Consider the following 13,578-nt stretch of genomic DNA (forward strand, 5'->3'; position numbering starts at 1 on the left):
ATAAATTTATAGATGCTTTTATTTTAACTATTTAGCTACATTTCCTGCTACGTTTAATACATCCCATGTTCTTGCAAATGGTGGTGCATAACATAAATCTAACATTCCTAATTGATTAGTTGTTAATTTTCCAAATATAGCTGCTGCTATTACATTTGTTCTTTGAACTGAATCTTTAAATCCAGCAACTTGCCCACCTAATATAACTTTAGTTTTTGCATCATATACAAGTTTTACATATATTTTATCTCTACCTGGATAGTAGTTAGTTTGATTGAAATCAGATATAAACTTAACTTTAAAATCTAATCCTAATTTCTCCGCCTGTACTTCTGTTAAACCAGTTGAACCAGCTTCCATATCCATAACCTTTAAGCAACTTGAACCTAAAGACCCTTGGAATGTATTATTAGCTCCAGCTAAATTTTCTCCAACTATTCTTCCTAATTTATTAGCTCCTGTTGCTAATGGTACATATGTATCTTGTCCACTAACAATATTTTTAATAGTTGCACAGTCTCCTGCTGAATATATATCTTCTACAGATGTTTTCCCAAACTCATCTACTATTATAGCTCCATTTTGTAACATTTCTATTCCACTATCTTTTAAGAACGCAGTGTTTGGTCTAACTCCTGTAGCTATTATAACTACATCTGCTTTAACTTCACCTTTATTTGTTATAACCTTTTCTACTTTAGTTTCTCCAACTAATTCAGAAACAAGTTCTTCTAATCTTAAGTCTACTTCATGTTTTCTTATTTCTTCTTCTAATACATCAGTTATTTCTTTGTCAAAAACTTGTTCTAATATTCTATTTCCAGCTTGGAATACAGTAACATTCTTTCCTAAATGTCTAGCTGCTTCTACAGCTTCTAATCCTATAAATCCTGCCCCTATTATAACTATGTTTTTATTTTCTTCTTTATTTAATAATTCTTTTACTCTTACTCCATCTTCCATGCTTTTTAATGTTGAAACATTTTCAAGCTTAACATTTTTAATAGGAGGTATTATACTACTTGCTCCTGTTGCTATCATTAACTTATCGTATGAATCTTCAAACTCTTCACCAGTTTTCACATTTTTCACTATAACCTTTTTTGAAACTGGGTCAACGTTTACCACTTCATTAAATACATTTAAATCAATTCCTGTTTCTCTGAATTTTTCTGGTGTTCTAGCTATCATTTTTTCAGCTTCATCAAAGAATCCTCCAACAAAGTATGGAAGCCCACAAGCACCAAATGATACTACATCAGTTTTTTCATAAACTACAACTTCATATTCAGGCTGCATTCTTTTTAACTTTGCTGCTGCACTCATACCTGCTGCAACTGCCCCTATTATAATAACTCTCATTTTGTTCCTCCTTAAAATGATACATTCTTTATATATTAAATATATTTTTATTATACACTTTAACTTATACAGTTATTATCTTAACATTTTTTGATATAAAAAGCTATATTTTAACATTCCTTTTTATATATAAAATTCTATTTTATAATATTATAATTACCCAAAAACAAAAAAAGCATCTGTAATTTTACAAATGCTTTTGTTTTATCTAAAATTTATTTATCTTCTAGCTGATCTTTTAGTTGGTTTACCTTTTCTAGTAACATTCTCATCTTTAACTTTAGCTTTAGCTGGAGCATGTCCAGGGAATACTATTTTAGGTTCATCCATATTTTTTTTATATAAAGTAAACTTAGATCCTATAGCTTGAACAAATTCTGCTCTTAAAGCTTCACATACTGCATTTGCAGTTTCTTTTGTATCAAGCCCTGCAGTTTCAAGTATTGTAACTTTAACTATCTCTCTAGTTTTTAACATTCCATCAAGCTGCTCTAAAAAACTTTCAGTTACACCATCTTTTCCTATTTGAGTAACAGGCTTTAAAGTGTTCGCTATTGATCTTAAGTGTGCTCTTTGCTTTCCTTTTAACATTTTGTCACCTCGTGTCTTTTCTAATTATAGAATTCGAATTCTATTTCGTAAATTCTAACTGTGTCTCCATCTTCAATTCCCATTTCTCTAAGTTTGTCAAATACACCTTGACCTTCCATAGCTTTTTGGAAGAATTGAAGAGATTCCATGTCATCAAAGTTAACAGAGTACATAATTCTTCTAAGTGCTTTACCTTTAACAACATATACTCCATCTTCTATATCTATATCTAAGCCTTCATCTTCTTGAATGTCTAATTCTGGCTTGTACATTTCTTCTTCTGTAACTAACTCTACATCTTCAACTTCATTTAATAACTGAGATACATAAGCTATTACATCATCTATACCTTGTCGAGTAGCAGCAGACATTTTAAATACCTTATATCCTCTACCCTCTAGCTCAGCCTTAAATTCTTCAAATGTACTTTCATCTTCTAATATATCTATCTTATTAGCAACTACAACTTGTGGTCTTGTTGATAATCTCTCATTATACATTTTAAGTTCATCATTTATTTTATCAAAGTCTTCTAAAGCATCTCTACCTTCTAAGCCAGATATGTCTACTATATGAATTAAAACTTTAGTTCTTTCAACGTGTCTTAAGAAATCATGTCCAAGACCAATTCCTTCAGCAGCTCCTTCTATAAGCCCTGGTATATCTGCTAATACAAAACTATCTCCAAACTTAGTTTGAACAACACCTAAATTAGGTGTTAAAGTTGTAAAATGATAATTAGCTATCTTTGGCTTAGCCTTAGTTACAACTGATAAGAATGTAGATTTACCTACATTTGGGAATCCAAGTAACCCTACATCAGCTATCATCTTAAGCTCTAATGTTACCCATCTTTCTTGTCCATCTGTACCAGATTTAGCAAAAGCCGGAGCTTGTCTTACTGCATTGGCAAAGTGTTGGTTTCCTTTTCCACCTCTACCACCTCTAACAACTACCGCTTTATCGCCTTCTTCTTTTAAATCTGCTAAGATAAGACCTGTTGCTTCGTCTCTTATTATCGTACCTGCAGGAACTTTAAGAATTAAATCTTCTCCATTTTTACCTGCTCTTTTTGACTTTCCACCGTCTCCACCTGGCTCTGCTGAGTATTTTCTTTGATATTTGAAATCCATTAATGTTCTAAGACCTAAATCTACTTCAAATACTATACTTGCACCATGTCCACCGTCTCCACCATCTGGACCACCAGCTGGAACATATTTTTCTTTTCTAAATCCTACCGAACCATTTCCACCGTTTCCGGCTTTAACGAAAATTCTTGCTTTATCTATAAACATATTAATCACCTACTTGATTAAGTCATTTTTTATTTATTTTTCCCAAAATAGATATATATCATTCTGTAAATATCTATTTACAAGAAAAAGGAGTGCATTAACACTCCTTTTTTATGTATTACTCAGCTATTGATACTGGGTATACACTTACTTTCTTTCTCTTCTTATCTTTTCTTTCGAATTTAACAGCACCGTCAACTAATGCAAATAAAGTGTCATCGCCACCTATACCTACGTTAGTTCCTGGATGTATTTTAGTACCTCTTTGTCTTACTATTATACTACCAGCAGTTACTACTTGTCCGTCGAATCTCTTAACACCTAATCTCTTAGATATAGAATCTCTACCGTTTTTAGAAGACCCTACCCCTTTCTTAGATGCAAGTAACTGTAAGTTCATGTTTAACATATGGAGTCACCCCCTACTTTTTTAAGATTTTTATATTTTTGGGATATTCCCGTTTAATTCCATCAATTGCTAATTGAAAATGATTCAGTAATAATTGAGATTTCTCAATATATGTATCTTTAACAATACATTCTATATGACCTTCTTGTCCTATTACAGTTTCAAATTCAACCTTCACTAATTTGTCTAAAGAGTTTATTACTGCAATAGCATTAGATGTAACTGCAGAACATACTATATCATAACCAATTTCAGCGAAATCAGCATGACCTTTTAAACAAAATCCTTTTAGTGAAAAGTCATCATCGTAATAATATTTAACTTTTATCATTACTTAACCTTTAATTAAGCATTTATCTTTTCGATAACTATCTTAGTGTATGGTTGACGATGTCCTTGCTTTCTTCTGTAGTCTTTCTTAGCTTTGTACTTGAAAACTACAACTTTCTTAGCTTTACCTTGTTCTACAACTTTTGCAGAAACAGAAGCACCTTCAACAACAGGAGCTCCAACTACTAACTCTCCATCTTTAGTGCAAGCTAATACTTCGTTTAAAGTAACAACATCACCTGCGTTAGCTTCTAACTTTTCAACGAATAATACATCACCTTCAGCAACTTTATATTGCTTTCCACCTGTTTTAACTATAGCGTACATTAAATACACCTCCTCGGTCTTAAACTCGCCATATAGGTACTTCCTAAGAAGATTTTAACCTTTTCTGTGCGGCATTACAGTTATTAATTTTACTACTTAAATGTACAATTGTCAACTAAGTATTATAAATTATATTTATTTTTTCGTAATTTAATTCACTGTTTTTTCCTAGCGATATGATTATACCATATTTTTCTCCAATATTTTTAATTATATTTGTAAATTTTTCATTTATAACATTATATACATTTCCATTTAATTCAATTTTTATATTTTCATATGATGTATGCTGGCTAATTCTTAATACTTCATTTTCAATACTATCTATAATATAGTTAATTGATTTTCTAGCCCCATAGTCTTTGTACTCTGTATCTATATAGTATTTATCTATAGAGTCCTTTTCTCTTCTTCTTGTAACTTCTACTAATCCTAATTTTGTCATTCCTAGTACTTCTGTTTTTCTTTTATCTTTTTTAAGTTCTCTATTTAAATATTTAATTACATCTTCTTTATATATATCTTTATGCATATCTATAAAGTCTATTATTATTATTCCACCAATGTCTCTAAGCTTTAGTTGCTTAGCTATTTCAATTGATGCTTCCAGGTTTGTTTTATAAACTGTTTCAGATAACTTTAAATTACCCGTAAATTTACCTGTATTAACATCTATTACTGTTAAAGCTTCGGTTTTTTCTATTATTAAGTATCCTCCGCTTTTTAGCCATACTTTCTTGCTTAGTGCTTTATCTATTTGACCGTCTATTCTATATAAATTAAATATATCTTTTTTATCTTCTAATACTAGCTTGTTTACATAATCTTTATTTATATATTTTAGAATATTTTTTATTTCTTCATATTTTTCACAACTATTAGTTACTATTTTTTCTACATTTTCGTTTATATTATCTTTTACATACTTACTAGATAAATCTAATTCTTTATATAGAAGTTTTGGCCCTATACCTAATTTATACTCTTTTAATATATTTTCATATTTATTTTTTAGATCTATAATATCTTTTTCTAATTCTTCTTTACTACACCCAACTGCTTCAGTTCTTATTATAAAACCTAAATTATTAGGACTTGCAGATTTTACAATTTCTTTTAATCTATCTTTTTCTTCTTCTTTTGATATCTTACTTGAAACTGTTGTTTTATTATTAGATGGTATATAGACTAGGTATCTTCCAGCTATACTTATTTCTAAATTAAGCTTTGCACCTTTAGTTCCTATCTCTTCTTTATTTACTTGAACTAATACATCTTGCCCTGATTTTATACCATTATCTTTTTTCAACTGAAGATACGCTAGCTTTTCAAATCCTATATCTACAAAGCAAGCTTGCATTCCAGGTAGTACTTTTTTAACTATGCCTCTATATATATTTGATGCAGTTTTACTTTTTATATTATCCTCAATTAATAATTCTGTTAGTTTATCATTTTCTAATATAGCAGTTTTTTGAGATGCTACTAGACACTCTATTATTATCTTCTTCATATATTACTCCTTACAAAATTAGCTATTTTCATATCACTAACGCAGTTTCTCAAAAATTGTACATAAAAAGGTGGTTTTACCCACCTTTTCACTACATAGGAGATACTAATTGATTATCTTCTACTACATATAAATCTCTTCTTAGTATATCTACATCTAATGGATCCATTTCTAATTCTAACATTTCTAGTATCTTAGGAACAAATACATTATTATTTAAATTTGCTTTAGAACCAGTAGCAAGCATAGCCTCTAAAATTATTTTATTATCTTGAATATCCAATAAATCAAAGCTCTTTATCATAGGCCTTATATCAGACTCTACCATTTTACCCTTTTTATTTTTTTTAGTTATCATTATTTCTTCGTTACTCATAAAATCTAAAATTTTAGATTTTACTAATTCTTTAGTTAATGATTTTTCAACTTCTATAGTAAATAAATATTCTCCATATTCTATAGTTGAAGCTAATGATGGAGTTTGCTTATTTATCTCCATTGCTTTTATAAAAGTTATACCCTCTGGTAATTGTTTATTCATTCTATCTAAGTATTCTTCTACACTTAAATCGTCTACTATTTCAACATCTACATACTCTCCTTGGCTTTCAGTACCTAAAGCTAAGGCATTTCCATAACTTATTTTAGGATGAGGGTTAAATCCTTGAGAGTGAACTAAGTCTATATCAGCTCTTCTAAATGCTCTTTGTAATAATTGTTGTAAATCAAGATGTGATATGTATATCATATCTCCTTCTTTATTATATTTAGTTCTTATTATTTTGCTCATAATTAGCAAAGCCCCCTTCCTATATCATGTGCGTTTATTCCACATCCATTACACTTATGTCTACAATCTGGAGAAATTGCATCTTGTCTTGATTTTTCATTTTCTCTAACTAGGAATTTCTTAGTTACACCTACATCTATATGATCCCACGGGAATACTTCTTCATAGTCTCTTTCTCTATTTGCATAGAAGGCTATATCAAGTCCATTTTTCTCCATGGCTTCTTTCCAAGTATCTAAATTAAAGTACTCTGACCATCCATCAAATTTAGCACCTGATTTAAATGCATCATATATAACTTTTCCTATTTTTCTATCTCCTCTAGCAATAACAGCTTCCATTAAGCTTGTCTTAGAGTCGTGGTAATTATATTTTATATTTCCATTTTTTAATTTTTTAACTAAATGTCTTTGCTTTTCTATAACTTCTTCAGTTGTATCTTGTCCATGCCATTGGAATGGTGTAAATGGTTTAGGTACAAATGTAGATGTACTTACTGTAACTCCAAAGCTTCTTTTTATCTTTCCATTATGAACATCTCTATAAGTATCTATAACATTATAAGCAAGATCTGCTATACCATCTAAATCATCATAAGTTTCAGTTGGTAGTCCTATCATAAAGTATAATTTAACGCTATTCCATCCCATTTCAAATGCTTTTCTTGTTGCATTTGATAAATCTTCTTCACTTACACCTTTATTTATAACATCTCTCATTCTTTGAGTACCAGCCTCTGGTGCAAATGTAAGGCCTGATTTTCTAACTTGTTGTATTTTTTCAGCTATTTCCATAGAGAAGTTATCAAGTCTAAGTGATGGAAGTGATATACCTATATTCTTAGACGCATATTCTTCAACTAAGAAATCTGTAAGGTCTGCTAATTGTGAATAATCACTAGTACTTAAAGATGAAAGTGATATTTCATCATATCCTGTATTCTTAATTAATTTATCTACTATTTCTTTTAATCTATTTAAACTTTTTTCCCTTATAGGTCTATAAATCATACCAGCTTGGCAGAATCTACAGCCTCTAGTACATCCTCTAAATAACTCTAATACAACTCTGTTATGAACTGTATCAATAAATGGTACTATTAGTTTTTCTGGGTATGGTACTTCTTCAACATTTTTTATTATTCTCTTTTGTACCTTAGCTGGTACACCTTCTCTATTAGGAGTAACATCCTTAACTGTGTTATCTTCATTATAAGTTACATCATAAAAACTAGGTATATAAACCCCTTCTATCTGAGAAACTTTATATAAGAAATCTTCTCTAGTTGTCTTATTTTTCTTCCATTCTTTATAAGCATTTACAACTTCTAGGTTTACTTCTTCACCTTCTCCTAAAATTACTATATCAACAAAATCAGATAACGGCTCTACATTGTATGCACAAGGTCCACCTACCATTATAAATGGATCCTCTAATTTTCTTTCTTCTCTTAGTAAAGGTATATTTGCTAAATCTAATATATTTAAAATATTAGTATATGAAAGTTCATATTGAAGAGTAAAAACTACAAAATCAAAATTAGTTATTGCTTCTCTTGATTCTAATGCAAACATAGGTATATTTTTTTCTCTCATTATAGTTTCCATATCTACAGCAGGAGAATATACTCTTTCACAAAATACATCTGCATCTCTATTTATTACATCATATAGTATATGACTTCCTAAATGACTCATCCCAACCTCATATAAATCTGGAAAACAATGAGCATATCTTATTAGATTTTTATTTGAAGTATCTTTATGTATTGAATTTATTTCGTTACCAAGATATCTTGCTGGCTTTTCTACCTTTTTCAAAATTCTTTTTAAGTCAACCTTATTCATTTATCTTAAAACCTCCGAATATGTTTATTGTTTTAGACATAATTACTATTATACACGATATGATATTATGTATCAAAATTTTATTACTTATAAATAATAGTTTTTCCAAATATTTAGACATTATCTATTTGAATATTTTTATAAGTCTTAAATATTTTTATATTATAACCTCAATCTATATATAGTATTAAATTCCATGCAAAAATCATTTTTTTATACTTTTTTTGATATAATATAATTGAATACTATTTTTAAAATAATTTTTCAACGTTTTTTGTATACAAAGAACAAATATGTAACATTTTGTTTCAGTGTAAATAAATTGGGTATAATCTTTATATGAAATTAATTTTAGGAGGATTTTCAATGAGTAATGTATTTGAAATAAAAAAGGATATTTACTGTACAGGTGTAGTAGATAAAGATTTAAAAGTATTTGACATAATAATGGAAACTGAATTCGGGACTACTTATAACTGTTATTTAGTAAAAGATGAAAAAACTGTTTTATTTGATACGGTAAAAGGAAATTTCAAAGAAGAATTTTTAAATAATTTATCTGAAGTTACAGATATAAAAGATATAGATTATGTAGTAATACATCATACTGAGCCTGACCACGCTGGTAGCTTAAAATATTTATTAGACTTAAATCCTAATATAGAAGTTTTCTGTACTAAAGCTGCTAAATTATATTTAAATGACCAAATAAATAAACCTTTTAAATGTCATGTTATAACTGATGGTGAAGTATTAAATATAGGAAAAAGAAACATTAAATTTATAACTGCGCCATTCTTACACTGGGCAGATACAATGTTTACTTATATAGAAGAAGATAAAACTTTATTCACTTGTGATGCTTTCGGATGTCACTTTGCAAGTGTTGATGCTAATGTTGTTGAAAGTGAAGATTACTTAAAATCAGCTAAGCATTACTATGATTGTATAGTTAAACCATTTGCTAAACATGTTTTAAGTGCTATAAATAAAGTTGTAGAGTTAAAATTAGATTTTGATACAATATTAACTTCTCATGGTCCTATGCTTACAAAAGACCCTATGGCTGCAGTTAAAAGATATTTAGATTGGTCAACTGAAGTTATAGAAACTACTAATCAAAATCAAGTATCAGTATTTTACTTATCAGCTTATACAAACACTTTAACTATGGCTAAAAAAATAGAAGAAGGTTTACTATCAGAAGGTGCTAATGTTAAATTATATGATTTAGAAGAAATGTCTTTAAAAGATATGCATGATGCAGTTGTAATGTCTAAAGTTATATTATTAGGTTCTCCTACAATAAATAAAACTATGGTTAAACCTATGTGGGACTTATTCTCTACAATAGATCCTATGGCTAATATAGGTTCTATAGCAGGAGTATTTGGTTCATTCGGATGGAGTGGTGAAGGTCTTACTATGGCTGAATGTAACCTTAAAGCTATGAACTTCAAAATGCCTATACCAACTTTAAAGAAAAAATTCTTCCCATGTGATGATACATTACAAGAGTGTTTCGACTTTGGTGTAGAATTCGCTAAATTAGTTAAATAGTTAATATAAAAAGGACAAGGTTAAATTTAACCTTGTCCTTTAATTCGCTTATTAAACTCTTTGGCTAGTAGTTTTTCTAACCTCTCTCCAAGAAAGTTCCCCTCTATCTAGTGCCTTTATAAATATTTCTGCTGATGCAAGATTTGTAGCTACTGGTACATGATAAACATCACACAGTCTTATTAATGCTTGTATATCAGTTTCATGTGCCTGAGATGTAAGAGGATCACGTAAAAAGATTACTAAGTCTATATCCTGAGATACTATTAATGATCCTATTTGTTGATCTCCTCCAAGCGGACCTGATGCAAGCCTATTAATGTTTAATTCTGTTTCATCCATTATCCTCTTTCCTGTTGTTCCTGTTGCGTAAAGACCATAGTTTTTTAATATAACTTCATAACCTATACAAAACCCTACCATTGTGTTTTTCATTTCATCATGTGCTACTAATGCAATATTCATAAGCCCCTCCATTATGATTAAAAGTTTATTTTTTTTCTTCTCATACAAACATTTAAAACTAATCCTAGGTTAGCTAAGGATGTTAGTAATGAACTTCCTCCATAACTAATAAACGGAAGTGTTACTCCCGTTACAGGAATTAGTGCCACTGTCATACCTATGTTTTGAATAATTTGATATCCAAACATACTCATTACTCCTATTACTATTAGTGTACCATAAAAATCTTTAGCTTCTCTAGCTATATAAATCATCCTAGTTAAGAAAATCGCATATAATGCTATTACAGCAGCCATTCCTACTGCTCCTAACTCTTCACCTATAACAGCAAATACAAAGTCACTTTCTTGAACAGGTAAAAATCCTTCTTGACTTTGACTACCATTGTATAATCCCTTACCAGTTGGTCCACCTGAACCTATGGCAATCATAGATTGCATAACTTGATAATTTCCTTTTAGTGTTGGGTCTTCAGGGTTTAAAAATGCTTCTATTCTATCTTTTTGATGAGGTGCCATAAATAAATACATTATAGGCAAAGACACAAGCGCTATTATTATCCCCCTCTTTATCAACTTTATATCAAGGCCCGCTGTAAATAACATTCCTGCTATTATACAAGAAAATACTATTGCTGTTCCTAAATCAGGTTGGGCAAATAACAATCCTATAAAAGGTAAAGCGTACACTACAACTGGTATAATATCCTTTATAGTATTTAATTTACCTTTTCTAGATTCTACTATTTTAGCATAACTTAATATAAAAGTTAGTTTTGCTAACTCTGATGTTTGAAAATCTAAAGGTCCTAAATTGATCCAAGATCTAGCTCCACCTCTTTCGGCTCCAATCCCAGGTATTAAAACTATAAATAATAATACTAAACTAATTATATATAATGATTTATAATACTTTCCTAAAAAGTTATAATCAAAGAATAGCATTATAGATATCATACCTATACCTAATGCAAAAGCCATTCCTTGGACAAATACTTGTTTATAATTACCTGTATCTTGTGCATGTGTAGCACTTACTAATATTACAAGCCCAAAAACAAATATTGCTAGTACTGTTAATATTAACTTCCAGTCTAATTGCTTTATTAATTTAATGGTCGATTTATATCCGATCATATATTCACCGTCTTTCTAACTATAAATTGAAAACTTAACTTAAGTCGTGTATTTGTGAATTACTTTAAAATAAATAAAGGGGGATTTTAGCCCATCCCCCTTTAAAATATCCTTTATATACTTCTATCTTTTATATTTTTTAGCGGTATATTAGCGACTAATGCAGACACTGTTATATCTTCTTGATCTCCTCTAGCTTTAGACATTTTTATTTCAAGACCATCTTCTTCTATTTCAGCATAGTTTGCTATAACTTTTAAAATATCGGTCTTTATCATATCTAAAAACTTAGGAGAGCAATCGACTCTATCATGCACTAAAACTAATTTTAATCTTTCTTTTGCAACTGATTTACTCGTTTTAGACTCGTCAGAAAAAACTTTTAAAAAATCTAACACTGACACTGACATATCCCCCTTTACTACTTGGCCATACCAAATATTTTCTTAATTTTACTGAAGATATTACTTTCAGATTCTAATTCCATCATTGGTATATCTTGTCCTAATATTCTTTTAGCTACATCTTTATAAGCTTGTCCTGCACTAGATTTAGAATCAAGTATAGCAGGCTCTCCCTTATTGGTAGATACTATGATACTTTCATCATCTGGAACAAGACCTATTAAATCAATAGCTAATATCTCTATTATGTCTTGTTTATTCATCATATCTCCACGTCTAACCATATCTTGTCTTATTCTATTTATAACTAATCTAATATCTTTAATTTCGTTTGCTTCTAATAATCCTATAATTCTATCTGCATCTCTTACCGCTGATACTTCTGGATTTGTTACAACTATTGCTCTATCAGCCCCAGCAACAGCATTTTTAAATCCTTGCTCTATGCCTGCTGGACAGTCTATTAGTACATAATCAAATGACTCTTTAAGTTTTTCACATAAATTCGACATTTGTTCTACACTTACTGCATTTTTATCTCTTGTTTGAGCAGCAGGTAATAAATAAAGGTTATCAAATCTTTTATCTTTTATTAATGCTTGTTTAAGTCTACATGTTTCTTCCACTACGTCTACTATATCGTATACGATTCTATTTTCAAGACCCATAACTACATCTAAGTTTCTAAGTCCAATATCTGCATCCACTATAACTGTTTTTTTATTTTCCAAGCTTAGAGCAGTTCCTAAGTTTGCCGCGGTAGTAGTTTTTCCAACTCCACCCTTACCAGATGTTATAACTATAACTTCGCTCATAATACTACCCCCCTATGGATTCATCCTTATTATTTTATTATTTTAGGTAAGTAACTTTCTATTATTATTCTGCCATTACTTACTAGGGCTATTTCTGGGACATTTGCTTTTTCTTCTTCATAGTTCTCATCATCTGGTGCTTCAGCTATATTACCTGCAATCTGTAATACTTTAGCATTAAGATTATTGGCAACAGCATATGCATTTTCATTTCCAGTTGCTCCTGCATGTATAAAACCTTTAACACTACCCATTACTATAACATTACCATGGGCTACAACTCGGGCTCCAGAACTTACATCACCCATAATTACTACATTCGAAGTTGAGCTTACCTGTGATCCTGATTTCATATCCGTCATTACAATTATATCGCCATCAAATTCAATATTTTCTCCAGATCTTAAGTTGTTTACATATCTAGTTTGAAAACTTTTAATCATTTTATTTTCATCGTCTCCAACAAACTCTACATCAAATCTAGATGATATATCGTCTTTTATATTTATAATTTGTATATCACTTAGACATTCACTGTTAATCTCACAAATTCTAGCCCCATTGAAAAAACCTATAGACGATTCTAGTCTATCTATTATAGCTTGTTTTATATCATCAAAAGACGCTACTCTTTTAATGTTTACTATTATCCCTCTTTTACTGCCTTTGAACTCTACTAGTTCTTTGGCTTCAAAATCTATCAAAGACATAACAACCTCCAGAGTGATATA

15 protein-coding genes are annotated in these 13,578 nt (G+C 29.8%); 1 reads left to right on the forward strand and 14 read right to left on the reverse strand.

Translation table 11 applies throughout. The features are described 5' to 3' along the window. Positions 1–27: 27 nt before the first annotated feature. From JWF52_RS14305 to JWF52_RS14345, 9 genes are all read right to left on the reverse strand, one after another. Positions 28–1,362: a CoA-disulfide reductase gene (locus tag JWF52_RS14305; RefSeq protein WP_208334223.1), complete on the reverse strand. Its 1,335-nt coding sequence runs from the start codon at positions 1,360–1,362 to the stop codon at positions 28–30. Between the two features lie 219 nt (positions 1,363–1,581). Further along, positions 1,582–1,953 carry a YhbY family RNA-binding protein gene (locus tag JWF52_RS14310; protein WP_208334224.1) on the reverse strand — a complete coding sequence of 124 codons (372 nt, stop codon included), beginning with the start codon at positions 1,951–1,953 and terminating at the stop codon, positions 1,582–1,584. A 20-nt stretch (positions 1,954–1,973) separates the two neighbouring features. After that, a complete protein-coding gene (obgE, locus tag JWF52_RS14315; RefSeq protein WP_208334225.1) occupies positions 1,974–3,251 on the reverse strand; it encodes a GTPase ObgE in 1,278 nt (425 codons plus the stop codon). 118 nt (positions 3,252–3,369) lie between these two features. After that, a complete protein-coding gene (gene rpmA, locus JWF52_RS14320; RefSeq protein ID WP_042275702.1) occupies positions 3,370–3,660 on the reverse strand; it encodes a 50S ribosomal protein L27 in 291 nt (96 codons plus the stop codon). A 13-nt stretch (positions 3,661–3,673) separates the two neighbouring features. After that, the gene (locus JWF52_RS14325; RefSeq protein WP_042275704.1) at positions 3,674–3,991 is read right to left on the reverse strand and encodes a ribosomal-processing cysteine protease Prp; all 318 of its coding nucleotides are present in this window, start codon (positions 3,989–3,991) and stop codon (positions 3,674–3,676) included. 14 nt (positions 3,992–4,005) lie between these two features. Beyond that, a complete protein-coding gene (rplU, locus tag JWF52_RS14330) occupies positions 4,006–4,317 on the reverse strand; it encodes a 50S ribosomal protein L21 (RefSeq protein ID WP_208334226.1) in 312 nt (103 codons plus the stop codon). Between the two features lie 115 nt (positions 4,318–4,432). Next, positions 4,433–5,830: an Rne/Rng family ribonuclease gene (locus JWF52_RS14335; protein ID WP_208334227.1), complete on the reverse strand. Its 1,398-nt coding sequence runs from the start codon at positions 5,828–5,830 to the stop codon at positions 4,433–4,435. A 91-nt stretch (positions 5,831–5,921) separates the two neighbouring features. After that, positions 5,922–6,620 (reverse strand): TIGR03936 family radical SAM-associated protein, encoded by a 699-nt coding sequence (locus JWF52_RS14340; protein ID WP_208334228.1) that lies wholly within the window; start codon positions 6,618–6,620, stop codon positions 5,922–5,924. A gap of 2 nt (positions 6,621–6,622) precedes the next feature. After that, positions 6,623–8,467: a TIGR03960 family B12-binding radical SAM protein gene (locus JWF52_RS14345; protein WP_208334229.1), complete on the reverse strand. Its 1,845-nt coding sequence runs from the start codon at positions 8,465–8,467 to the stop codon at positions 6,623–6,625. A gap of 366 nt (positions 8,468–8,833) precedes the next feature. Between JWF52_RS14345 and JWF52_RS14350 the strand changes: the two genes are divergently transcribed. Next, a complete protein-coding gene (locus tag JWF52_RS14350) occupies positions 8,834–10,027 on the forward strand; it encodes an FprA family A-type flavoprotein (RefSeq protein WP_208334230.1) in 1,194 nt (397 codons plus the stop codon). 51 nt (positions 10,028–10,078) lie between these two features. Here the strand turns inward: JWF52_RS14350 and JWF52_RS14355 are convergent, their stop codons facing one another. From JWF52_RS14355 to JWF52_RS14375, 5 genes are all read right to left on the reverse strand, one after another. Then, positions 10,079–10,492 carry a methylglyoxal synthase gene (locus tag JWF52_RS14355; RefSeq protein ID WP_208334231.1) on the reverse strand — a complete coding sequence of 138 codons (414 nt, stop codon included), beginning with the start codon at positions 10,490–10,492 and terminating at the stop codon, positions 10,079–10,081. 17 nt (positions 10,493–10,509) lie between these two features. Beyond that, complete coding sequence (gene rodA / locus JWF52_RS14360; protein WP_208334232.1) at positions 10,510–11,628, reverse strand: rod shape-determining protein RodA; 1,119 nt, start codon at positions 11,626–11,628, stop codon at positions 10,510–10,512. Positions 11,629–11,741: 113 nt separating this feature from the next. Then, the gene (minE, locus tag JWF52_RS14365; RefSeq protein WP_208334277.1) at positions 11,742–12,026 is read right to left on the reverse strand and encodes a cell division topological specificity factor MinE; all 285 of its coding nucleotides are present in this window, start codon (positions 12,024–12,026) and stop codon (positions 11,742–11,744) included. 23 nt (positions 12,027–12,049) lie between these two features. Beyond that, positions 12,050–12,847 (reverse strand): septum site-determining protein MinD, encoded by a 798-nt coding sequence (minD, locus tag JWF52_RS14370; RefSeq protein WP_208334233.1) that lies wholly within the window; start codon positions 12,845–12,847, stop codon positions 12,050–12,052. 29 nt (positions 12,848–12,876) lie between these two features. Further along, complete coding sequence (locus JWF52_RS14375; protein ID WP_208334234.1) at positions 12,877–13,557, reverse strand: septum site-determining protein MinC; 681 nt, start codon at positions 13,555–13,557, stop codon at positions 12,877–12,879. Positions 13,558–13,578: the final 21 nt, after the last annotated feature.

Origin of the sequence: Clostridium sp. CCUG 7971 (assembly GCF_017590215.1) — a bacterium.
In the GTDB taxonomy this organism is placed as follows: domain Bacteria; phylum Bacillota; class Clostridia; order Peptostreptococcales; family Peptostreptococcaceae; genus Faecalimicrobium.

Excerpts from the sequence above, each read along its gene's own strand:
- JWF52_RS14305 (WP_208334223.1), bottom strand. The coding sequence starts at position 1,362 with ATGAGAGTTATTATAATAGGGGCAGTTGCAGCAGGTATGAGTGCAGCA.
- JWF52_RS14310 (WP_208334224.1), bottom strand. The coding sequence starts at position 1,953 with ATGTTAAAAGGAAAGCAAAGAGCACACTTAAGATCAATAGCGAACACT.
- obgE (WP_208334225.1), bottom strand. The coding sequence starts at position 3,251 with ATGTTTATAGATAAAGCAAGAATTTTCGTTAAAGCCGGAAACGGTGGA.
- rpmA (WP_042275702.1), bottom strand. The coding sequence starts at position 3,660 with ATGTTAAACATGAACTTACAGTTACTTGCATCTAAGAAAGGGGTAGGG.
- JWF52_RS14325 (WP_042275704.1), bottom strand. The coding sequence starts at position 3,991 with ATGATAAAAGTTAAATATTATTACGATGATGACTTTTCACTAAAAGGA.
- rplU (WP_208334226.1), bottom strand. The coding sequence starts at position 4,317 with ATGTACGCTATAGTTAAAACAGGTGGAAAGCAATATAAAGTTGCTGAA.
- JWF52_RS14335 (WP_208334227.1), bottom strand. The coding sequence starts at position 5,830 with ATGAAGAAGATAATAATAGAGTGTCTAGTAGCATCTCAAAAAACTGCT.
- JWF52_RS14340 (WP_208334228.1), bottom strand. The coding sequence starts at position 6,620 with ATGAGCAAAATAATAAGAACTAAATATAATAAAGAAGGAGATATGATA.
- JWF52_RS14345 (WP_208334229.1), bottom strand. The coding sequence starts at position 8,467 with ATGAATAAGGTTGACTTAAAAAGAATTTTGAAAAAGGTAGAAAAGCCA.
- JWF52_RS14350 (WP_208334230.1), top strand. The coding sequence starts at position 8,834 with ATGAGTAATGTATTTGAAATAAAAAAGGATATTTACTGTACAGGTGTA.
- JWF52_RS14355 (WP_208334231.1), bottom strand. The coding sequence starts at position 10,492 with ATGAATATTGCATTAGTAGCACATGATGAAATGAAAAACACAATGGTA.
- rodA (WP_208334232.1), bottom strand. The coding sequence starts at position 11,628 with ATGATCGGATATAAATCGACCATTAAATTAATAAAGCAATTAGACTGG.
- minD (WP_208334233.1), bottom strand. The coding sequence starts at position 12,847 with ATGAGCGAAGTTATAGTTATAACATCTGGTAAGGGTGGAGTTGGAAAA.
- JWF52_RS14375 (WP_208334234.1), bottom strand. The coding sequence starts at position 13,557 with ATGTCTTTGATAGATTTTGAAGCCAAAGAACTAGTAGAGTTCAAAGGC.